Origin of the sequence: Actinokineospora auranticolor, assembly GCF_041897805.1 — a bacterium.
GTDB classification, from domain to species: Bacteria; Actinomycetota; Actinomycetes; order Mycobacteriales; family Pseudonocardiaceae; genus Actinokineospora; species Actinokineospora auranticolor.
Genome location: NZ_CP154825.1, coordinates 499085 through 520622 on the forward strand (window position 1 = coordinate 499085; position 21538 = coordinate 520622).

21 protein-coding genes and 1 riboswitch are annotated in these 21538 nt (G+C 72.2%); of the genes, 15 read left to right on the forward strand and 6 right to left on the reverse strand.

Translation table 11 applies throughout. The annotated features are described in order from the left end of the window. The first annotated feature begins 124 nt into the window (after window positions 1–124). Both V5P93_RS02525 and V5P93_RS02530 read left to right on the forward strand, forming a co-directional pair. Window positions 125–667 carry a SigE family RNA polymerase sigma factor gene (locus V5P93_RS02525; RefSeq protein WP_281261645.1) on the forward strand — a complete coding sequence of 181 codons (543 nt, stop codon included), beginning with the start codon at window positions 125–127 and terminating at the stop codon, window positions 665–667. Next, complete coding sequence (locus tag V5P93_RS02530) at window positions 664–1167, forward strand: hypothetical protein (RefSeq protein ID WP_374065240.1); 504 nt, start codon at window positions 664–666, stop codon at window positions 1165–1167. Before V5P93_RS02525 ends, V5P93_RS02530 begins: the two co-directional genes overlap by 4 nt. Before the next feature lie 77 nt (window positions 1168–1244). Here the strand turns inward: V5P93_RS02530 and V5P93_RS02535 are convergent, their stop codons facing one another. Then, on the reverse strand, window positions 1245–2570 hold the full coding sequence (locus V5P93_RS02535) for a lysine N(6)-hydroxylase/L-ornithine N(5)-oxygenase family protein (RefSeq protein ID WP_104477850.1): 1326 nt from the start codon (window positions 2568–2570) through the stop codon (window positions 1245–1247). 91 nt (window positions 2571–2661) lie between these two features. After that, on the reverse strand, window positions 2662–3462 hold the full coding sequence (locus tag V5P93_RS02540; RefSeq protein ID WP_181043343.1) for a hypothetical protein: 801 nt from the start codon (window positions 3460–3462) through the stop codon (window positions 2662–2664). 168 nt (window positions 3463–3630) lie between these two features. On the opposite strand from V5P93_RS02540, the gene V5P93_RS02545 reads away from it, so the two are divergent. From V5P93_RS02545 to V5P93_RS02575, 7 genes are all read left to right on the forward strand, one after another. Next, window positions 3631–4278 carry a hypothetical protein gene (locus V5P93_RS02545; protein WP_104477680.1) on the forward strand — a complete coding sequence of 216 codons (648 nt, stop codon included), beginning with the start codon at window positions 3631–3633 and terminating at the stop codon, window positions 4276–4278. A gap of 81 nt (window positions 4279–4359) precedes the next feature. Continuing rightward, a complete protein-coding gene (gene mgrA, locus V5P93_RS02550) occupies window positions 4360–5388 on the forward strand; it encodes an L-glyceraldehyde 3-phosphate reductase (protein WP_104477678.1) in 1029 nt (342 codons plus the stop codon). Window positions 5389–5529: 141 nt separating this feature from the next. Then, window positions 5530–6048, forward strand: a complete 519-nt coding sequence (ectA, locus tag V5P93_RS02555) for a diaminobutyrate acetyltransferase (RefSeq protein ID WP_104477677.1) — start codon at window positions 5530–5532, stop codon at window positions 6046–6048. A gap of 20 nt (window positions 6049–6068) precedes the next feature. Continuing rightward, window positions 6069–7319, forward strand: a complete 1251-nt coding sequence (ectB, locus tag V5P93_RS02560; RefSeq protein WP_104477675.1) for a diaminobutyrate--2-oxoglutarate transaminase — start codon at window positions 6069–6071, stop codon at window positions 7317–7319. An 18-nt stretch (window positions 7320–7337) separates the two neighbouring features. After that, the gene (locus tag V5P93_RS02565; RefSeq protein WP_104477673.1) at window positions 7338–7733 is read left to right on the forward strand and encodes an ectoine synthase; all 396 of its coding nucleotides are present in this window, start codon (window positions 7338–7340) and stop codon (window positions 7731–7733) included. A 28-nt stretch (window positions 7734–7761) separates the two neighbouring features. Then, the gene (gene thpD, locus V5P93_RS02570) at window positions 7762–8661 is read left to right on the forward strand and encodes an ectoine hydroxylase (RefSeq protein WP_104477671.1); all 900 of its coding nucleotides are present in this window, start codon (window positions 7762–7764) and stop codon (window positions 8659–8661) included. Between the two features lie 587 nt (window positions 8662–9248). Continuing rightward, the gene (locus V5P93_RS02575) at window positions 9249–12035 is read left to right on the forward strand and encodes a BTAD domain-containing putative transcriptional regulator (RefSeq protein WP_146107942.1); all 2787 of its coding nucleotides are present in this window, start codon (window positions 9249–9251) and stop codon (window positions 12033–12035) included. Window positions 12036–12217: 182 nt separating this feature from the next. Here V5P93_RS02575 and V5P93_RS02580 read toward each other — a convergent pair whose 3' ends face one another. After that, on the reverse strand, window positions 12218–13012 hold the full coding sequence (locus V5P93_RS02580) for an SGNH/GDSL hydrolase family protein (RefSeq protein WP_104477667.1): 795 nt from the start codon (window positions 13010–13012) through the stop codon (window positions 12218–12220). Window positions 13013–13210: 198 nt separating this feature from the next. Here V5P93_RS02580 and V5P93_RS02585 point away from each other — a divergent pair, with 198 nt between their 5' ends. Further along, window positions 13211–13870 (forward strand): DUF3159 domain-containing protein, encoded by a 660-nt coding sequence (locus tag V5P93_RS02585; protein WP_245931104.1) that lies wholly within the window; start codon window positions 13211–13213, stop codon window positions 13868–13870. A gap of 4 nt (window positions 13871–13874) precedes the next feature. Here the strand turns inward: V5P93_RS02585 and V5P93_RS02590 are convergent, their stop codons facing one another. Next, on the reverse strand, window positions 13875–14771 hold the full coding sequence (locus V5P93_RS02590) for an N-acetylglucosamine kinase (RefSeq protein WP_245931102.1): 897 nt from the start codon (window positions 14769–14771) through the stop codon (window positions 13875–13877). 616 nt (window positions 14772–15387) lie between these two features. Between V5P93_RS02590 and V5P93_RS02595 the strand changes: the two genes are divergently transcribed. Beyond that, window positions 15388–16146: a GntR family transcriptional regulator gene (locus tag V5P93_RS02595; RefSeq protein WP_104477661.1), complete on the forward strand. Its 759-nt coding sequence runs from the start codon at window positions 15388–15390 to the stop codon at window positions 16144–16146. Between the two features lie 4 nt (window positions 16147–16150). Further along, window positions 16151–17632 carry an MFS transporter gene (locus tag V5P93_RS02600; RefSeq protein ID WP_281261644.1) on the forward strand — a complete coding sequence of 494 codons (1482 nt, stop codon included), beginning with the start codon at window positions 16151–16153 and terminating at the stop codon, window positions 17630–17632. On the opposite strand, the gene V5P93_RS02605 is transcribed toward V5P93_RS02600, so the two are convergent. After that, a complete protein-coding gene (locus V5P93_RS02605; protein WP_104477848.1) occupies window positions 17622–18569 on the reverse strand; it encodes a threonine/serine dehydratase in 948 nt (315 codons plus the stop codon). The genes V5P93_RS02600 and V5P93_RS02605 overlap by 11 nt on opposite strands. 128 nt (window positions 18570–18697) lie before the next feature. Between V5P93_RS02605 and V5P93_RS02610 the strand changes: the two genes are divergently transcribed. After that, a complete protein-coding gene (locus V5P93_RS02610; protein ID WP_104477659.1) occupies window positions 18698–19420 on the forward strand; it encodes a hypothetical protein in 723 nt (240 codons plus the stop codon). Between the two features lie 18 nt (window positions 19421–19438). Here the strand turns inward: V5P93_RS02610 and thiE are convergent, their stop codons facing one another. Beyond that, entirely contained in the window at window positions 19439–20095 is a 657-nt protein-coding gene (thiE, locus tag V5P93_RS02615) for a thiamine phosphate synthase (protein WP_104477657.1), read from the reverse strand. A 32-nt stretch (window positions 20096–20127) separates the two neighbouring features. After that, a riboswitch (TPP riboswitch) is annotated at window positions 20128–20235 on the forward strand. On the opposite strand from thiE, the gene thiO reads away from it, so the two are divergent. Further along, entirely contained in the window at window positions 20229–21341 is a 1113-nt protein-coding gene (gene thiO / locus V5P93_RS02620; protein WP_104477655.1) for a glycine oxidase ThiO, read from the forward strand. It overlaps the preceding riboswitch by 7 nt. Then, entirely contained in the window at window positions 21338–21538 is a 201-nt protein-coding gene (thiS, locus tag V5P93_RS02625) for a sulfur carrier protein ThiS (protein WP_104477653.1), read from the forward strand. Before thiO ends, thiS begins: the two co-directional genes overlap by 4 nt.

A 21538-nucleotide genomic window follows, 5' to 3' on the forward strand; every position in this document is an offset into this window, starting at 1 on the left:
TGGTGGCCGCGACCGAGCGTGCTCCTGGTGTCAGCGGCCCACACCGGGCCGTAGGGGATCAAGGAGAGCGGATGTCTTTGCACCGAACCGGTTTCCCCGCCCGGGCGAAGCTCGGGGGACGGAGGTGACCGCGCTCGCCGACCAGGGCATCGGGGGAACGGCGGCCACCGGCGACCTGGCCGACTTCGCGGAGTTCGTCGGCACCGCGATGCCCGGGCTGCTGCGCTACGGGTACGCGCTGACCGGCAACCCGCACGACGCGGCCGACCTGGTCCAAGGGGTGCTGGAGAAGGTCGGCGCGCGGTGGGCGTCGGTGCTGCGCAAGGACGGCGACCCGATGGCGTACGCGCGGCGGGCGATGGCCAACGCGCACGTCAGCCGGTGGCGGCGGACCCGGCGGGAGAACCTGGTGTCCGAGGTGCCCGACACGGTCGCCGCGGGCGCGCGCGACGCGTTCGAGAACGAACCGCTGTGGCAGGCGCTGCGCACACTCCCGCCGCGCCAGCGGGCGGTGATCGTCCTGCGCTACTACGACGGGCTGTCCGAAGTGGAGATCGCGCGGGCGCTGAAGGTCACCGCGGGCACGGTCAAGAGTCAGACGAGCAAGGCCATGGCGACGCTGCGCGGCGTGCTGGCGACGACCTGGGAAGGCGAGGGCACGGCATGAACTCCGAGGACTTCGACAAGGTGGACGCGCGGCTGCGGCGGCTCTTCGCCGACGACCGGCTCGACGTGCCGGTGCGCCCCGGCGCGACCGAGGCCGTCGTGCTCGGCGCCCGCCGGACGCGCAAGCGTCGGATGACCGTCGCGGCGAGTGGCGGTGCGACCGTGGTCGCGCTGCTCGTCGTGGGTGGCGTGCTGCTCAACGGGATCGGCGCGGCCACACCGGTCACCCCCGCCGACGGCGGCTCGCCCCCGCTGGTCACCACGACGGAGCTCACAACCCCAGGTCCGCAGCCGACGGTGACCGAGCCGCCAGGGCCCGAGACGAGTCCCCGGACGACGGTGACCGAACCGCCCACGACGGTGACGGGTCCCCGGGCGACGGTGACCGAACCGCCCACGACGGTGACGGGTCCCCGGGCGACGGTGACCGAACCGCCCACGACGGTGACGGGTCCCCGGGCGACGGTGACCGAACCGCCGGTCACGGCGACCCGGCCTTAGCAACTGGCGTGCAGCCCGGCGGGAAGTGAACGCGGAGGGGACGGACCAGTGGTTCGTCCCCTCCGCGCGTCCGGGGGCTACGCCGTGATGCCCTGGACCGCGGGCGCGGCGGACGAGGTCTCGACGGCCGCCGGGGCGGGCTCGGGAGAGCCGTTGACCACCGAGTCCAGGATCTCGCCGACGCGCACGGCCGTGGTCGACAGCAGGGTCGCGGTCAGGCCGTGGCTGTGCTCGGAGCCCTGCACGTAGATGCCCGCGCGCACCCCCGGCACCGTGCGCAGCCGGTAGTCCCGGTCCACGACCGGGCGGCCGTCCGCGTCCTGCTCGCACACCGACGCGGCCCGGCCGAGCAGGCCGAACACGTCGGCGGGCAGGAAGCCGGTGGCGTAGACGACCGCGTCGCACTCCAGCGTCTCGGTCTCCCCGGTCGGCAGGAACTGGATGGTCACGTACACCGCCTCGTCGGTCTCGCGCGCGTAGGTGACCCGGGAGGCGTTGCGGATGTCCAGGCGCTTGCGGCCGGTGACCTTCTCGCGGTACTCGCGGCGGTACAGGTCCTCGATGAGGTCCATGTCCACCACGGAGTAGTTGGTGTTGCGGTGGTAGTCCAGCAGCAGCCGCTTGACGTCCTCGGACGCGCCGTGGAAGTGGTCGACCGCGCGCGGGTCGAAGATCCGGTTGGCGAACGGGCTGTCGTCCGCGGGCGCGTAGCCGTAGCGGGAGAACACCGCGCAGACCTGCGCGCGCGGCAAGGCCGTGTGCAGCTCGGCGACGGTCTCCGCGCCGCTCTGCCCGGAGCCGACGACCAGCACCCGGTGCGGGTCGGACTTGGCCAGCGCGCCGACGCGGTGCATGAGCTCGATGTTGTGCCAGACCCGGTCGGTGGTGACCGCGTCCTCGGGCAGCTTCGGCCGCAGCCCGGTCGCGATGACGATGTTGCGCGCGCGGACCGAGGTCACCGCTTCGTCGGGCGCCTCGGGGTCGCGGTAGAGCACGTCGAAGAACTCGGTCTCGCCGTCGACCTCGACCGGGCGCACGGCGACGACCTCCGCGCCGTAGCGGACCTGGTCGGACACCCGCGCCGCGGCCCACTCGAAGTAGTCGTGGAACTCGGTGCGCAGCGGGAACATCGTCTTGTGGTTGATGAACTCGGCCAGCCGGTCGCGGTCGCGCAGGTAGCACAGGAAGCTGAAGTCGCTGGCCGGGTCGCGCATGGTGACCAGGTCCTTGAGGAAGGACACCTGCATGGTCGCGTCGTCGATGAGCATGCCGCGGTGCCAGCCGAACGCGGCCTGGCGTTCCAGGAAGACCGCGCGCACGGGTGCGTCGGGGGTGCGCTCGTTGTGCTCGCGCACGGCGATCGCGAGCGCCAGGTTGGACGGTCCGAAGCCGATCCCGACCATGTCGTGCACCTCGTGCGGCAGAACCTCGCTGGTCACTCGCGGTCCCTTCGTCGATCGGCCAAAACCAGGTAAGGCTAACCTAAATAGCGACTCATGGGGAGTTCATGGGCGACGGCCGGACGTGGCCGGCATCTCCTCCGAACACCCGGCGCAGGGCGTCGGCGAGGGTTTCGACGGTGTCCGCGCCGACCACCGCGGGGTCCCCGGTGATGATCAGTCTGGCGTCGGCCGAACTGGGCCTGACCAGGGCGAACCGGACCAGTGAAGTCCACTCGGGAGCGGTCGCGCCGGTGGCGTCCCCGGCGCCCGGGGCGGCGTACGCCCGTGTTCCCACTTGGCGTCGACCGGTGGTGAGAATTGGGTGCGCGGAAGCCAGTCCGGCAAGCGCTTGTCGGACCGCTCGATCGTTCGTGTCGCCCGGGACGGCGATGACCACCTCCACGTCCCGGGGCGCGTCTGTCGGCAACGGGAGAACTCGGCGCGCTTCCGCCGCCAAGCCCGCGAGGGCGGCGCACCAGGTCCGGGCGAGGTCGGCGACCGCGCGTTCGGCGAACGACGCGGCGCACCACGTCCAGGTCGCGGTGACCAGACCGTCCTCGATCTCGGCGCGCACGTCGATGGCGTGCGTTTGGCCGGCGGGTGCTCGGAAGGCGAAGCCGACGGTCCCGGCCGCGGGTGCCGCGGCGAGCCTGCCGACCGTGTCCGACAGCCCGCCGGGCCCGGGCACCGACAACGCGGCGCCGTGTCGCGGACCCCACGCGGCGACCGCGACGACCAGCGCGGAACGCAGGAGGTCGGCGGTGTCGGTGGCGTACAGCGCGGGCGCCGCGCCGAGCAAGGCCGCGGTGTCGCCCGGGTCGAGCGCGCACCGCAGCTGCGGACGGGTGAGCACGGGTGGACCGACAAGAGTCTCCACTGTGGACGGATTCGCCTCCTCGTCGACCGGTACCCCGATAGTAAGTTAGGCGACCCTTACCTATCAAGTGGCGTGCGTCCCCAACGGGTGACACCCCGCGCCCGGCACCCCCGGCCGCGCGGGCGCCGCCGGTAGGTTCGCCGCATGTCCGACTTCGACGACATGGTCCGCCGCGCCCAGGCCGATCTCGCCGGGCACGTGCTGCCCGCCCTGCGCGCCCGGCTCATGGCGCAGCCCCGCGAGTGGCTGGTCGACCAACTCCTGGCCGAGGCGGCGGCGAGGTTGGGTGGGGTACCGGCCCAGCGCCCCGGCGAGTCGGGCCACCTACCGCGCCCCTTGACCCTCGACGAGCAGGTACTCGCAGAGCACACGGCGCGTCTTGGCGCGTTCGACACCAGCGCGTGCCTGGTCGACCCGCCCCCGCCGGGCGGCGCCATGATCGGCCCCGCCCAGCGCACCGCCCACGGCGAAGACCTCCTCCGCCTCGCGAAAGACCTGCTCTACGCGGCCCTCTTCGGCGAACCCACCCACGGCGTCCTCCTGGACCGCGTGCGCCAAGAGTCCATCACCCTCACCGTGCCCAGGTGGAAGGCGGAGGTCTTCACCTTCATCCACCGAGGCCCCACCGACCTCGACAGCGACGGCGCCATCCACCTCTCCTACGGCGAAGTGGAACCCGGCGTGGTCAGCGACGCCGTGGTCGCCGCCCTCCGCGTCATCAACCGCCTGGAGATCAACGAGGAAGTCCTCTACGCCCGCATGATCGAACAGGGCCAGGGCACCCTCATCTGACGGCGGCTAGCGCCACCCGTGGGTACCGTTGGCTGGGAGTCCCGCTGGGGAGTGGCGGGGATCCGCGAGCGAAGGAGATCCATGCCGTACGAGGCCGCCGCCAGCCGCTACGACGACACCGCTTATCGCCGTTGTGGGCGGAGCGGGCTGCTGCTCCCCCCGATCTCCCTCGGTCTCTGGCACAACTTCGGCGACGACCGCCCCCTCGACACCTCCCGCGCCATCCTCCGCCGCGCCTTCGACCTCGGCGTCACCCACTTCGACCTGGCCAACAACTACGGCCCCCCGTACGGCAGCGCCGAAGCCAACTTCGGCCGCGTCCTCGCCACCGACCTCAAGCCCTACCGCGACGAACTGGTCATCTCCACCAAGGCGGGCTACGACATGTGGCCCGGCCCCTACGGCGACCACGGCTCCCGCAAGTACCTCCTGTCCTCTTTGGACCAATCCCTGACCCGTCTGGGCCTCGACTACGTAGACATCTTCTACTCCCACCGCTTCGACCCCGACACCCCGCTCGAAGAAACCGTCGGCGCTCTCATCTCCGCAGTGCAGCAAGGAAAAGCCCTCTACGTAGGCGTCTCCTCCTACTCCCCATCCGCCACCCGCCGAGCAGCCGAGATCCTGCGTGGCGCAGGCGTCCCACTCCTGATCCACCAACCGTCCTACTCGCTGCTCAACCGCTGGGTGGAAGCGGGACTCCTCGACACCCTCGACGAACTCGGGTCCGGCTGCATCGCCTTCTCCCCGCTCGGCCAAGGCCTGCTCACCGACCGCTACCTCGACGGCATCCCGGAAGGTTCCCGCGCCAGCCGCCCGTCCTCGCTCTCCACCGAGCTCCTCTCCGACGAGAACCTCGCGCGCGTGCGCGGTCTCAACGAGATCGCCAAGAGCCGCGGCCAGTCCCTCGCCCAGCTCGCCATCTCCTGGGTCCTGCGCGACCGCCGGGTGACGTCCGCCCTGGTCGGCGCCAGTTCCGTGGCCCAGTTGGAAGCGAACCTCGCCGCCCGCGACGCGCCGCCGTTCACCGACGACGAGTTGGCCGCCATCGACCGGTACGCGGTCGACTCCGGCATCGACCTGTGGCAATCCTCCCGGACGTCCGGTTGATCCGTTAACACGCCACCGACGAGGAGGGCAACCGTCCTGTTGCCCTCCTCACCGGTGATCCGGTGTATCCCCAGGTAAACCCGCGTGTCGGCAAACCGCTCGCCCGGTCCGCCCGCGGCGCCGCTGTTACGTTTCCTGAGTATGTCCGGGGAAACGCACGACATCACCATCACTGAACCGTCCACTGCGGACGGTTCCGAGCTGTGGCGGATCGCCCGCGATTCGCACACCCTCGACCTCAACTCCTCCTACGCCTACCTGCTCTGGTGCCGCGACTTCGCCGCGACCTCCGCGGTGGCCACCAAGAACGGGCGGCCCGTCGGGTTCGTCATCGGGTTCGTCCGGCCCACCGAGCCGGAGACGGTCGTGGTCTGGCAGATCGCCGTCGACGCCGACCAGCGCGGTCAGGGCATCGCGGGCAGATTGCTCGACCACCTCATCGACCGCATGGCCGCGCAGGGTGTGCGCAACCTGGAGACCACCATCTCGCCCGGCAACGGCGCCTCCATCGCGTTGTTCCGCGCCCTCGCCGAGCGACTCGGCGTGGGCCTGCGGCGGGCGGACCTGTTCGCCGAGGCCCACTTCCCCGACGACCACGAGCCGGAAGACCTCTACCGCATCGGCCCGTTCACCCGGATCCGCGAGACCGTCCCGGTCTGAAACCTCGCCAGGAGAAATGAATGAGCGTGTTCGAGACCCTTGAGTCCGAGGTGCGCAGCTACAGCCGCGGTTGGCCCGTGGTGTTCGAGCGCGCCGTCGGCGCCCACATGTACGACGAGTCCGGCAAGTCCTATGTGGACTTCTTCGCCGGTGCGGGGGCGCTCAACTACGGCCACAACAACCCGGTGCTCAAACAGGCGGTCGTGGACTACATCCTGCGCGACGGGGTGACCCACGGCCTGGACATGAACACCGTCGCCAAGCGGGACTTCCTGGAGTCCTTCCGCGACATCGTGCTGCGCCCGCGCGACCTCGACTACAAGGTCATGTTCCCCGGACCGGCGGGCGCCAACGCCGTCGAGGCCGCGCTGAAGCTGGCCCGCAAGGTCACCGGCCGCGAGTCGGTCGTCAACTTCACCAACGCGTTCCACGGGATGACGCTGGGCGCGCTCTCGGTGACCGGCAACTCGATGAAGCGCGGCGGCGCGGGCATCCCGCTGGTGCACGCCACCCCGATGCCCTACGACAACTACCTCGACGGCCGGGTGCCCGACTTCCTCTGGTTCGAGCGCCTGCTCGCCGACAGCGGCAGCGGCCTCAACGAGCCCTCCGCGGTGATCGTGGAGACCGTGCAGGGCGAGGGCGGCATCAACGCCGCGCGCATCGAGTGGATCCAGGGCCTGGCCGACCTGTGCGAACGCCACGGCATGCTGCTGATCGTCGACGACGTGCAGATGGGCTGCGGCCGCACCGGCCCGTTCTTCAGCTTCGAGGCCGCGGGCATCACCCCGGACATCGTCTGCCTGTCCAAGTCCATCGGCGGCTTCGGTCTCCCGCTCGCGGTCACCCTGCTCAAGCCGGAGCTCGACGTCTGGGAACCCGGCGAGCACAACGGCACGTTCCGCGGCATCAACCCGGCCTTCGTGGCCGCGAGCGAGGCGTTGCGCACCTACTGGACCGACGACACCCTGGAGAAGGGCACGCTGGCCAAGGGCGAACAGGTCGAGCGGGTACTGCTGGGCATCGCCGAGCGCTACCCGGGCGCGGACCTGCGCGCCAAGGGGCGGGGCCTGGCCAGGGGGCTGCGCTTCACCGACGGCGCCACCGCGGGTCAGGTGTGCCGCCACGCCTTCGAGCGCGGCCTGCTCATGGAGACCTCCGGCCCGGACGGCGAGGTCGCCAAGGTCATGCCGCCGCTCACCATCACCGACGACGAGCTCGACGAGGGCCTGCGGATCCTGACCGACTCGGTGTCCGCGACCCTGAGCTGAGCGACCTGGAGGCCGACGATGATCGTCCGCACGCTCGACGAGATCACCGACACCGACCGCGACGTCAAGACCGCGAACTGGCGCAGCAAACGCATCGTCCTCGGGGGCGACCGCGTCGGCTTCTCGGTGCACGAGACCACGCTGTACCCGGGCGCGGTCAACGACTTCTGGTACGCCAACCACATCGAGGCCGTCTTCGTCATCGACGGCGAGGGCGAGCTGCTGAACAAGGAGACCGGCGAGACCCACAAGCTGGGCCCCGGCTCGATGTACCTGCTCGACGGGCACGAGCGCCACCAGCTGCGCCCGATCACCCGGATGCGCACGTTCTGCGTCTTCAACCCCCCGGTCACCGGCCGGGAGGTGCACGACGAGAACGGCGTCTACCCGCTGATCACCGAGGAGGACCGGTGACCGGCACCCCGACCGCCGAGGAGGACCGATGACCATCGCCGACGTCCGAATCGAGGACCACTACCGCACCCGCACCGCCGAGCCGCTCGGCCTGACCGACCGGCCGGAGCCGACGGTGCACCCCGGCGTCGACGGCCCGATCGACCCGGCGACCCTGGCGTCGCACGAGGCGCGCGGCTATTCGGTCTACGACAACCTGCTCAGCGCGGGCGAGGTCGAGGCGTTCCGCGCCGAATTGGACCGGCTCACCCGCGACGAGGCCCTGCGCGCCGACGAGCGCACGATCGTCGAGCGCGCCTCCGCCGAGGTCCGCTCGATCTTCGAGGTGCACCGGGTCAGCGGCCTGATCGCCGAACTGGTCCGCGATCCGCGGGTGCTCGACCGGGCCCGGCAGGTGCTGGGCTCGGAGGTCTACGTGCACCAGAGCCGGGTCAACTACATGCCCGGCTTCCAGGGCAAGGGCTTCTACTGGCACTCCGACTTCGAGACCTGGCACGCCGAGGACGGCATGCCGACGCCGCGCGCGGTGAGCATGTCGATCGCGTTGACGGAAAACTACCCGTTCAACGGCGGCCTGATGGTCATGCCCGGCTCGCACCGCACGTTCGTGCCGTGCGTGGGGGAGACCCCGGCCGACAACTACAGGGCTTCGCTGACCGAGCAGGAGATCGGCGTCCCCAGCCGGGCGCACATCACCGCGCTGGCCGCCGAGTGCGGCATCGACCAGTTCACCGGTCCGGCGGGCTCGGCGCTGCTGTTCGACAGCAACATCATGCACGGCTCGGGGAACAACATCACGCCGTTTCCCCGGTCCAACATCTTCGTGGTTTTCAACTCCGCGGAGAACGCGCTGGTGGACCCGTTCGCCGCTCCGGCGCCGCGACCGGACTTCATCGCCGCCCGCACGTTCACACCGCTGAGCCGCTAGTTGGCTCGTGCGTCGAGATGACCGGGGGTGACCCCCTTGTGATCTTACGTGACCTGAGTGTTATCGTCGGGTGCGCTCCGCGGCCGGTTGATCGAGAGCTGGTCGGGGTCCCACTCGGGGTGGACCCGACGTGCTGTTGACCAACACCGCGGAGTACGGCCCCGCCCACCGACCCGGGAATCGGTGCGTGCGGGGCCGACCCATGTGCGGCCACCCTGGGCTGGGCCGGTCCGCATCGGCGGGCCAATTCCGCGGGGCTCGCCCACCTTCCGGTAGCGAATACGCCGGGTGTCGTATTCGCACCACTTCGTCCTTCCTAGCGGTGATCCCCACCCGCCTTTGTCGTTTCCCCGCTGTTGCGGTCTGTGTGCCCCCATTCGCGGATAGGCCGGTTATTCGCCGACCCCACTTCGCGTTACGCCATACGGTTGACGACCGCGCTTTTCGGTCCGCCGGTTGCCGGTTCGTCCTAGGTTTGTCATAGGGAGCGCTGAAACCGGCTTAGGGGAGCCGGTCCGATCGGGGGGTGGTACCGAGTGGCGCATGTCGCGCTCGCGCGTCCGGAGCAATCCGGACCGCGGTTTTGCGTGCTGGGCCCGGTTTGCGCGCTGGTGGGGGAGAACACGCTGGTCCCCGGGGGGCCGGGGCTGCGTGGGATGCTGGCGATGCTGCTGTTGGAGCCCAATCAGGTGGTCTCGGTCGAGCGCGTCATGGACGTGCTCTGGGACCACGAACCGCCCGCGACCGCGCGGACGATCGTGCAGGGGTACGTGTCCAGGCTGCGCCGTTGGATGTCCACAGTGGACCCGACGCGGGAGACCAGGATCCAGACCTCCGGCCCCGGCTACCGGCTGGTGGTCGACGAGGCCCGCATCGACGTCGCGCTGGCCCGCGAACTGCTGGCCGCCTCGCGCGGCAGGCCCGCCGCCGAGCGGGCCGAACTGCTGGCCAGGGCCCAGGGCCTGTGGCGCGGACCGGAGCTCTCCGGCATCGGCGGGCGGGTGCGCGCGCCGGAACTGGCCGAACTGCGGCTCACCGTGCTCGAGGCCCGCATCGACGCCGACCTGGAACTCGGGCGCCACGACGAGGTGATCGGCGAACTCGCCGCCCTGGTCGACACCCACCCGTTCCGCGAACACCTGGTCGGGCAGCTGGCGCTGGCGCTCTACCGCTCCGGCAGGCGCGCCGCCGCGCTGGAGATCTACCAGCGCTTCGCCCACCGCGCCGCCCGCGAACTCGGCCTCGACCCCGGTCCCGGTCTGCGCGAGCTGCACAGCCGGATCCTGCGCGACGACACCGCGCTGCTCCAGTCGCGCCCGCCCGCGGTGGTCGCGCCCCGGGTCGGCGTGCTCACCCCGGCGCAGCTGCCCGCCGCGCCGAGCGGGTTCACCGGCCGCGAGCCGGACCTGGGCTGGCTCGACGACGTCCGCCTCGGCGCCGACGGCACCGCGCCCGCAATCGGCGTACTGGTCGGGCCCGCGGGGGTCGGCAAGAGCGCGCTGGCGGTGGTCTGGGGCACCCGGGCCGCCGGGGAGTTCCCCGACGGCAGGCTCTACGCCGCGCTGCGCGGGTTCGACCCGGACCACGAGCCGGTCGAGCCCGCCGAGGTGCTGGCCCGGTTCCTGCTCGCCCTCGGCGTGGCCGCCGAGCACATCCCCGAGGACCTGACCGAGCGGGTCACCTTCTACCGCTCGCTGCTCGCCGACCGCAGGCTGCTCGTGGTGCTCGACGACGCCCGCGACTCCGACCAGGTGCGCCCGCTGTTACCCGGCGCGCCCGGCGCGATGGTGCTGGTCACCAGCAGGCGCAGGCTCGACGGCCTGGTGACCGACGGCGCCGCGCTGCGCGTGCTCGACACCCTGCCGCCGGAGGAGGCCGAGGCGGTGATCGCGCACGCCGCCGGGCCACCGGCCGCGGACGAGCGCGACCTGCGCGCCCGGCTGGCCAAGCTCTGCGGCCACCTGCCGCTGGCGCTGCGGATCGCGGGCGCCCGGTTGGTCGTCAGTCCACAGTGGTCACTCCAGGAGCTGGTCGACGAACTCGCCGACGAGCACACCCGGCTCAGCGCGCTGCGGGTGCAGGACGTGGACACCGGCGTGCGCGCCGCGCTCGACCTCACCTACGGCGGCCTCGACGCGGCCCAGGCCGAGGCGCTGCGGCTGCTCGGCGCGGTGCCCGGCCCCACGGTCGGCCCGCACCTGCTGGCCACCATGGTCGCCCGCTGCCCGCACGACTCCGCCGTCGCGGGCGAGGACGACCGGGTGGCCGCCGCCCGCGACTGGCTGCGCGCGCTGGCCGCGCTGTTCCTGGTCACCGAGACCGACCTCGACGTGTTCGGCATGCACGACCTGGTCCGCCTCTACGCCCGCGAACTGGGGCCTGACGTCGACCTGCTGCCCGTGGTGCTGCGCTACTACCTGGTCGCCGCCGACATCGCCCGCAGGCACCTGCGCGCGGTCGCCGACGACCTGGACTACGCCGACGGCCACCAGGACGTGCCGCGACCGCGGATCGCGGGCCGCGAGGAGGCGCTGGCCTGGTTCGAGCGGGAGTGGCCCAACCTGATCGCCGCCGCCGAGGCGGGTGCCAAGGCGGGCCTGCACACCGAGGTGTGGCAGCTGGCCAGGATGGCGGGCGACTTCCGCCGGGTGCGCTCCCGGCGCGACGACTGGGAGCACGTGCTGCGGCTGGGCCTGGAGTCCGCGCGGTCCGCGGGCGACCGGCGCGGCGAGGTGCTGATGCGGCTGAGCCGGTGCGTGCTGCTGACCCGCTTCGACCAGGAGGACGAGACCGTCGCCGACGCCGAGCGCGCGGTGGCGATCGCGACCGAATTGCGTGATTCCAAGCTGATGGCGATGGGCTTCAACACCGTGGCGGGCGCCCTCTACGGGCAGAAGCGCTACGGCGAGGCGCTGGCCGGGTACCGCAAGGCGCTGGAGCTCTCCGGCCGCGCGGGCTACCGGCTGGGGGAGGCCAACCTGCTCAACAACATCGCCCAGGTGCACCGCAACCTCGGGTCGCCGTCGGAGGCGGTGGGCCCGCAGGCGCAGGCGGTCGCGATCTTCCGCGAGGTCGGCGACCACGGCTTCGTCGGCCACGCGCTGGCCAACCTGGCCGAGTTGGAGCACGAGCTGGACCTGGCCGAGGCGGCCGAGTTGCACGCCCGCGAGGCCATCGCGACGGCCGAGGCGCACGGTCTGGACCTCACCGAGGCGTTCGCCCGCGAGGTGCTGGCCCGGGTGCTGCGCGACCGCGGCGACGTCGGTGCCGCCCGGGTTGAGCTGACCCTGGCGCTGGAGCTGTACCGGCTCGTGCAGTCACCGGCCGCCGACGCCGTCCAAGCGGGACTGGCGGCACTGTCCAAGGACGTTTAGTGAACGCTTAGCCGTCCGGGTGCGACGGCCGGCACGCTTTCCGCCCAGGGTGACTGTCGCCACGGTCACCCAGGGCCGCGGCGGGAGAGTCATGGGGGATGCGGCCCGATGTACCGGCCGGCACTCTCGGGGGAGGGAGAGCCGGCCGGTCGTCGTTTCCGGCCTTCCTCGGGGGTTGGGGCTTAAACCCGTGTGTCCGCGCGGAAAGGTCGCAGCTCAGGCCGCTTGGGGGCGAGACCGTCCCCCAGGGACTCGCCGCGGATCTGCCTGCGCACCCACGGGATCAGGTGGGTCGTGGTCCAGGTGATGTCGTCCTGGCGCAGCTGCAACCACGGCCTGCGCTGCTCCATCGGCAGCGGTTCCCGCCAGTCCTCGACGACCGGGACACCGAGCACCTCCGCGGCCCGCAACGCGATCCGGCGGTGACCCTCCGTGGAGAAGTGCAGCCGGTCGTCGCACCAGGACCGGCGGTCGTGCAGCACGCCCATCGACCACAGGTCGACCACCTTGGCGCCGTGCCGCTCGGCGATCGCGCGCAGGTGTCCGTTGTAGATCGCGACCTTGCCGCGCACCCGGCGCAGCAGCGGCTGCACCTTCGGGTCGGGCCCGGTGAAGATCAGCACCTCGCTGCCCGCCGCGCGCAGCGCCGCGACCGCGGTGTCGAACAGCGCGCCCACGTCGTCCACGTCGGTGCCCGGGGTGATGATGTCGTTGCCGCCCCCGCACAACGTCACCAGATCGGGTCGCTCGGCGACCGCGATCGGCACCTGCTCGTCGATGATCTCCCGCAGCAGCTTGCCGCGCAGCGCCAGGTTCGCGTACTGGAAACCCGGCCGCTGGTCGGCCATCACCTCGGCGAGCCGGTCCGCCCAGCCCACGTACTCCTCCGCGCCCCCCGGCGCCGTGTCGTCGCGCTTGTCCCCAACGCCCTCGGTGAAGCTGTCCCCGACGGCGATCCAGCTGTCCCACCCGTGCACAGCCGCCCTCCCCTTCGCGCACCCGGCCGTAACCTGCCCTACAACAACTAAACACGTAGGATGCCCCGACATTCCCACGGGCCGCTACTTGTTTGGCCACAACCACAAAGCGAACACCACACGTCACGGCCGGTAGGCGGTGGCGGGAAGGGCTGGTTAGGGCTACCTAACCAAACCGGCGTGCGGCAGTCTGGGCGGGTGACCGACGCGCGATCCGATTCGCTGTCCGAGCTCCTCGGTGGCCGCCGGGGCGCGGTGGACGCCACCATCCCGCCCCTGGCCTTCGCGGTGGGCTGGCTGGTCTCCGGCAACCGCGTCGAGTGGGGTGCCGCGGCCGCGCTGCTGGCCGCCACCCTCGTCGCGGCCTTCCGGCTCAACCGGGGCGGCAAGGTCACCGCGGTCGTCGGCAGCATCCTGGCCGTGGTCGCCGGGTCCCTGGTCGCGCTGATCACCGGGCGGGGCGAGGACTTCTTCGTGGTCCAACTGCTCTCCAACATCGCCAGCGCGCTCGCCTGGGCCATCAGCATCCTCATCCGCTGGCCGCTGCTCGGCGTGGTGGTCGGCACCATCCTCGGCCAGAAGACCCGCTGGCGCCGCGATCCGGACCTGCTCCGCGCCTACAGCCGGGCGAGCTGGGTCTGGGTCTTCCTCCAGTACACCCTCCGCACGGCGGTGTTCGCGCTGTTCTGGTGGACCGGCAGCGTCACCGCCCTGGCCGTCTCCCGGGTCGCGCTCTCCTGGCCGCTGGTCGCGGTTGTCGTCGCCGCCAGCGCCGCGGTCCTGCGCAAGTCGCTGCCCCCCGACCACCCCGGCCTCCGCCACCCCCGCGCACCGGAGTTGGCGGATAAGTCCCAGTAGGGCCTCAGATCCGCGGTCGGGGCGCGTCCGGGCCGAAGGCGTCGACGGCGGCCAGCCAGGCGGCGCCGAGCGCGGGGTCGGGGGCGTCGAGGAGTTCCCGTCCGGTGAGGAGTTCGCGGACGCGCGCGCCGACCGGGGTGCGCAGCACGCCACCGGCCAGCACGATCGGGCCGCCGCGGTGGACGTCGAGCACCTGGCCCGCCAGGGACTGGGCCGCGCGCTCCAGGATCCCGGCGGCGACCGGATCGTCAATCGCGGCAAGGGAAACCAAAGGGGCGAACCGGGCAAGTCGGATGGGCCGCTCCCGGTTGACCGCCGCGATCACCTTGCCGCTGGCCAAGGCCGAGTGCGCCACGGGCGCGTCGACCGCCTCGAGCACGGACAGCGCCAGCCGACCGAACGCGGTACCCGCCATCACGGCGCGCAAGGTCGCCCGCACGGCCTCCCGGCCGATCCAGAACGCCGAGCCCTCGTCGCCGAGCAGCCAGCCGTAGCCGCCCGAGGTCGCCACGCGGGCGCGGTCGGCGATCCGCACCGCGATCGACCCCGTGCCCGCGATCAGCACCGCGCCGTCCGGCGCGCGCGTCCCCGCCGCGAACGCCACCTCCGAGTCGGTGATCAGCCGGGGGCGCATCGACGAGAAGAACGGCGCGAACGCCTGCTGGACCGCTGGGGTGTTGAACGCCGAACCCGGCATCCCCAGCACGCACGCGAGCAGCTCGTGCCGACCGAGCGCGGTCGTCGCGGCCTCGGCGACGTTGCGCGCGGCCTGCTCGGCGCCGTTCGAGTGCGGGTTGCCGCCGCCCGCCGAACCCCGCCCGACCACGGCGCCGGACTCGTCGAGCGCCACCGCCTCGCTCGACGTCCCGCCCACGTCGATGCCCAGGGCGACCCCGGTCACGACCCCACTACTCCGTTCGGCGTAACATGGTGGAGCCCGCTCCGCTCCACCCCCTCGGCGGAGCGGGCGCTGAAGCATTTCCTCCCGCCACCCACCCCCACGTCCCCGCCCGGCATCGTTCCCGACTTGGCGGGGTGGTGGTCGAATCGCTCCGGCAGCGTCGTTGGCTTGGTGCGCTCGTTCGGCGCCACCCCCGGCCGGGGAGCGCATCCGCGGGGCGGGGAATCGGACCGACGCGTGGTTGTCCGCACCGGCCCAGTCTAGGAAGTGATCACCGGATTCGGGTGACCTTCTTCTGCCCGCACTTCTGCCCGCGTTCCCGTCCGTGTGTTCAACGATCCCCGCGACCGCGTGGCCGTCGCACCGCGCGCCCACGCGGTCTCGATCGTCTCGATAAGGTCGGGTGGGCCACCGCCGCGGCTGACGTGCTCGCTCCGCCGGTGCGCCGTCCACGGCCGCTCAGGCGGTAAGGTCTAGACCAATCACCCCGGGTGGGCGGCCCGCCGCGCCCCGCGAGCCGGTCACGGTCGGACCAAACCGGCGGGGTGTGATCGCGTGGGACACCCCCGACAAGGCATTCTGTTAGGTGTCGGGCGCAAGACTCAGGAGGGACGCCATGCTGGAGATGTCCACGGCCGACGGGTCGGACACGGTGGCGCGCGTGCAACGGGAGCCCAAGTACTGGGGTCTCAAGCGCCACTTGCTCGACCTGCTCGGCTCCATGCCTCCCGGCTCGCCCATCCCAACCGAACGCTCACTGGCCACCGAGTTCGACGTCTCCCGCACGACGGTCCGCCAGGCCCTGGCCGAGCTGACCGTCGAGGGCAGGCTGCTGCGGGTGCAGGGCAAGGGCACCTTCGCCGCGGAGCCCAAGGTCGCGCAGCGGCTGCAGCTGTCCTCCTACACCGAGGACATGCGGGCCCAGGGCCGCGAACCGTCGTCCAAGCTGCTGGAGGTCTCCGAGATCCCCGCCGAGGCCGACCTGGCCCGGTTGCTCGGCATCCGCGCGGGTGCCAAGGTGCTGCGCCTGCACCGGCTGCGGCTGGCGGACGGGGAGCCGATGGCCATGGAGACCACGCACCTGCCGCTCGGCCGCTTCCGCGGCCTGCGCAGGCACGTCAGCGGGGGCGGGTCGCTGTACCAGGTGCTGCGCGAGCGGTTCGACGTCGAGATGGGACACGCCGAGGAGACGATCGAGACCGCGCTGGCCGGTCCGCACGAGGCGGAGCTGCTGGGCGCGGATGTGGGGATGCCGATGCTGCTGCTGTCGCGGCACTCGTTCGACACCGACGAGCGCCCGGTCGAGTGGGTGCGGTCGGTGTACCGGGGCGACCGGTACAAGTTCGTGGCGACGCTGAACCGGCCGACCAAGTAGCCGGGTGACCGAGGTCCGCTGGGGCAGTCCCCAGGCCCGCGGCGTGCTGGCGACCACCGTCCTCGGCTCGGGGATGGCGATGCTCGACGGCAGCGTCGTCAACGTCGCGCTGCCGCGCATCGGGGTGGAGCTGGGCGCGTCGGTGGCCGGTCTGCAGTGGATCCTCGACGGCTACCTGCTGGCCCTCGCGGCGCTGATCCTGGTCGCGGGGTCCCTCGGCGACCGCTACGGCCGCCGGCGGGTGTTCCTGGTCGGAGTGGTGTGGTTCGGTGCCGCGTCGGTGCTGTGCGGGCTGGCGCAGGACACCGGCACGCTGGTCGCCGCCCGCGTCCTCCAGGGTGTCGGCGGCGCGCTGCTGACCCCGGGTTCGCTGGCGATCCTCCAGTCGACCTTCCACCGCGAGGACCGGGCCCGCGCGATCGGCACCTGGTCCGGCCTGGGCGGCATCGCCGCGGCGGCGGGCCCGCTGGTCGGCGGCCTCCTGGTCCAGGCCTGGTCCTGGCGGCTGGCGTTCCTGGTCAACATCCCGGTGGCCGTCGTCTGCGTGCTGCTGGCGCTGCGCTCCGTGCCCGAGTCCCGCGACCCCGAGGTCACTGGTCACCCGGACGTGGCGGGTTCGGTACTGGGCGCGTTCGGGTTGGCCGGGATCACGGCGGCCCTGGTCGAAGCACCGGCCCGCGGTGTGGACTGGCTGGTCGCTTTGTGTGCCGTGGTGGGTGTGGGCGCGCTGGTCGCGTTCGTGCTGTTGCAGAGGCGTCAGCGCGCGCCTCTGGTGCCACCGGTGCTGTTCCGCGGTCACACGTTCGTGGTGGCCAACGCGCTGACGTTCGCGGTCTACGCGGCGCTCGGCGGCGTGATGATGCTGATGGTCATGCAGTTGCAGACCTCGCTGGGCTACTCGCCGACGGCGGCGGGGGTCGCCGGGCTGCCGATCACCGTGATCATGCTCCTGCTCTCGGCCCGCGCCGGGAAACTCGCCACCCGCTTCGGCCCGCGCTGGTTCCTGGTCGTCGGACCGCTGGTGGTGGCCGCCGGGATGCTGCTCATGCTCCGGATCGGTCCGGGGGCCTCGTACGTGGGCGCGGTGCTGCCCGCGGTGCTGGTGTTCGGGTTCGGCTTGGCGGCCGTAGTGGCACCGGTGACCGCGACGGTCCTCGCCGCCGCCCCGGACCGCTACGCAGGCGTGGCGTCGGGCGTCAACAACGCCGTCGCCCGCACGGGCAGCCTGCTGGCGGTGGCCGTGCTGCCCGCCGTGGCAGGCCTGACCGGCGAGGCCTACGCCGACCCGGTGGCGTTGACGAGCAGCTGGCGCACGTCCCTGCTGGTGTGCGCGGGCCTGGCGGCGATCGGCGGCTTGCTGGCGCTCAGTATCCGTGACAACGTCCTGGCCGCCACCCCCGAACCGACCCCGGCCCCCCAACCCGGCGAGTGCTTCCACTGCGGGGTCGAGGGGCCACCGACGCACGTCGTGCCCGCTAGGGCTTGAGCAGGTCCGCGAAGACCTCCGGGTCGACGTTGCCGCCGCTCAGCACGGCGACCGTCTTGCCCTTAGGCAGCTGGTCCGCGTGGTGCAGCAGCCCGGCCGTGGTCACCGCACCACTGGGCTCCGCGACCAGCCGCGCTTTCCGGGCCAGGATGGGCACCGTCGACCGGATCTCCTCCTCCGTGACCGTGATGATCCCGTCGACCAGCGACTTCAGGTGCGCGAAGGTCAACTCCGACGGCTGGCTGCGCAGCCCGTCCGCGATCGTGCGGTTGCGGTCCTCGACCGACCACGACACCCGCTCGCCCTTCGCCAGCCCCTCGGCCGTGTCCCCGGCCAGCGCGGGCTCCACCGCCCAGACCTGCGCCTGGGGTCGCAGCCCCTTCACCGCCGCCGCGATCCCGGACATCAGCCCACCCCCGCTGACCGGCACCAGCACCAGGTCCACATCGGGCAGGTCCGCGACGATCTCCAACCCGATCGTCCCCTGCCCGGCGATCACATCCGGGTGGTCGAACGGCGGCACCAGCGTCGCCCCCTCCCGAGCCACGATCTCCTCCGCCACCACCTCCCGCTGCCCGGGCTTGACCAGCACAACCTCAGCCCCATGGGCCCGGGTGGCCGCCACCTTCACCTTGGGCGTGTCCTCGGGCACCACGATCCAAGCGGGCACCCCGAACACCTTCGCCGCATAAGCGACAGCCTGCGCGTGGTTGCCACTCGAGTACGCCACCACCCCCTTCGCCCGCTGCGCGTCCTCGATCCGGGCCACGGCGTTGAACGCCCCCCGGATCTTGAACGACCCCACGGGCTGCAAACTCTCCGGTTTGATCCACAGTGGACGATCGGCCCACCCGCACGGCACCAGCGGCGTGCGCACGGCGGTCCCCGCGATCCGCCCGGCGGCCGCGGTGATGTCATCGACGGTGACAAGGTTCACCACCCCAGTGTGCACCAAGTCCACTATGGACAACGCGGTGTAGCGAACCTCACCTCGACCCAACCCCCGCAACGCGCGCCGCGTCGCCCCGGTTGAGACCACGAGGGGCAGACCAGCAGAACGGAACCATGACCAAGGAAAACGGACTCCGCATCAGCCAGATCGCCGCGGGCGCCCTGGCCGCCGCCACGGCCGCCGTCCTGGGCTCCACCCTGGGCCTGGCGGGCACGGTCACCGGCGCCGCCATCGCCAGCGTCATCACCACCGTCGGCGGCTCCCTCTACCTGCGCTCCCTGGAGCGCACCACCGAGGGCGTCCGCTCGGTACACGCCAAAATCACGACCCGCAACGGCTCCGTCGTCTCCACCGACGTCTCCACCGACCCGCCGGATGCGGACGACGTCGAGGAACCGACCCCCGACGGGCCGACTCCGGCGAGCCGCCGCCCGTGGGCGCTGGTCGCGGGCGCCGTCCTCGCCTTCGTCCTGGGGATGGCGGTCGTGACGACCCTGGAGTTCGCCCGGGGCGAGTCGCTGTCCGGTGGCCAGGGCACCACTGTCGGCAACCTCGTCCAGCCCCGCGAAACCCCACCCCCGACCACTACGGTCACCGTCCGCGAAACACCGACCACCACACCGTCGGTCCCGCCGACCCTGCCGCCGACGATGCCCTCGGAGACGGGAGTCACCTCCGCACCCCCGACGACCACAACCGAGCCACCGGCGACCACGACCACCCCGCCGGTCACGTCGACCACCCCACCGACAACGACGTCCACGCAGGTCACCCCGCCGCCGACCACCACCACAGCGCAGTCGCCCGCCTCCAACCCAGCGGGCGTAGCACCTTGAGTCAGCGCACCGTGAGCCTCACCCGCGCAACGCCGACGACAACGCCTCCGCCGCCGCCTTCGGGTCCGCCGCCTCCGTGATCGCCCGCACGACCACCACCCGCCGCGCCCCGGCCTCCAGGACCGACGGCAACCGCCCCTGGTCGATCCCCCCGATCGCGAACCACGGCCGCTCGACCTCAGTCGCCGCCGTCTCCCGCACCAACTCCAACCCCGGCGCCGCCCGCCCCGGCTTCGTCGGCGTCGGCCAGCACGGCCCCGTGCAGAAGTAGTCCACCCCCGGCTCCGCCGCCGCGGCCACCGCCTGCGCGAAGTCGTGCGTCGACCGACCGATCACCACCGCGTCCCCCACCACCCGGCGCGCCACCGGCACCGGCAGGTCGTCCTGACCCAGGTGCAGGACATCCGCCCCCGCCGCCAGCGCGACGTCCGCCCGGTCGTTCACCGACAGCAACGCCCCGTGCGCCGCGCACACCTCCGCGATCACCGAGAGCGCCCGCAGTTCCGGGCCCGCCTCCAACCCCTTGTCCCGCAACTGCACGATGTCCACCCCGCCCGCCAGCGCCGCGTCGACGAAATCGGCGAGGTCTCCGCGGTCGGTTCGGGCGTCCGTGCACAGGTAGAGGCGTGCGTCGGTGAGCTTGGCCCTGATCTGGTCCCCGTCTAGTCCTGGCATGGAGTTGACGCTAGCGCCTGCGCTACGGTGGGGGTCGGTCGCACGGGAGTCCGGTGAACGGGCTGAGAGGGAGCTGCGTCGCTCCGACCGTCGAACCTGATCCGGGTCATGCCGGCGCAGGGAGCGTGGTGACATGAGGCAGGCAAGGCACATCGCCGTCGTGGGTGGTGGCGTCATCGGGTTGTCGGTGGCGTGGTGGTTGGCCGACGCGGGCTACCCCGTCACACTCGTGGACCCCGAACCGGCGCGTGGCGCGTCGTGGCTGGCGGGGGGCATGCTCGCGCCGGTCACGGAGTCGTGGCCGGGGGAGGAGGACGCCCTCGAACTGGGCAGCGCGTCCCTCGACCGCTGGCCCGCCTTCGCCGCCAAGCTCGCCGAAGCGGCCGACGACCCGGGCCTGCGCCGAGAAGGCACCCTCGCCCTGGCCGTCGACTCCGCCGACGTCGGCACCCTCGACCTCCTCGCCGACCACCTCCGCGACCTGGGCCGGGACGTCACCCGTCTCACCCCTCGGGAACTCCGGGCACTCGAACCCGGCCTCTCCCCGAGCGTCCGAAGTGGACTGCACGTCCCCGGCGACCTGGCCGTCGACAACCGGGCCCTCCTCGACTCCCTTTACTCCGCTTGTGTACGAACAGGTGTGGACTTCGTCACCCAACAAGCGCGTACAATCGATGGCGGCGCGGTGCACCTCGCAGACGAGTCCACTGTGGAATGTGCGGCAGTGGTCCTCTCCGCGGGCGCCTGGAGCGGCCGGCTGCACCCGGCGCTGAGCGTCGTCCGCCCGGTCAAGGGCGAGATCCTCCGCCTCAAGGCCCGCCCCGGCACCCTCCCCGCCCCGACCCGCACCATCCGCGCGCACGTCGAGTCCCGCCCCGTCTACCTGGTCCCGCGCGCAGGCGGCCTCGTCCTCGGCGCGACCCAGCACGACGTCGGTTTCGACGAGGAGGTCACCGTCGGCGGCGTCCGCGACCTGCTCCGCGACGCCGAGCGGGTCCTGCCCGGCATAGCCGAGTACGCCCTCACCGAGACCGCCGCCGGTCTCCGCGCGGGCAGCCCGGACAACCTGCCGATCATCGGCTGGGTCGCGCCGGGCGTGCTCGCCGCGACCGGCCACCACCGCAACGGCCTGCTGCTGGCACCGGTCACCGCCGAGGCCGTGCTGGCGCTGCTGCGCGAAGAAGATGTCCCGGCCCGCGTCCGCGCGGCCGACCCGTCCCGGTTCGGTGTGGGAGTCGCCCGATGAGGATCCAGGTCAACGGCGCCCGGCGCGAGGTCGCCGACAGCGCCACCGTCGCCGAGGTGCTCGACGCGCTCGGCATGCCCGCTGCGGGCATCGCGGTCGCGCTCGACGGCGAGGTCGTCCCGCGCGCCGCGCACGCCGCGACCCCGGTGGCCGAGGGTGCCGTGCTGGAAGTGCTGACCGCCGTGCAGGGAGGCTGA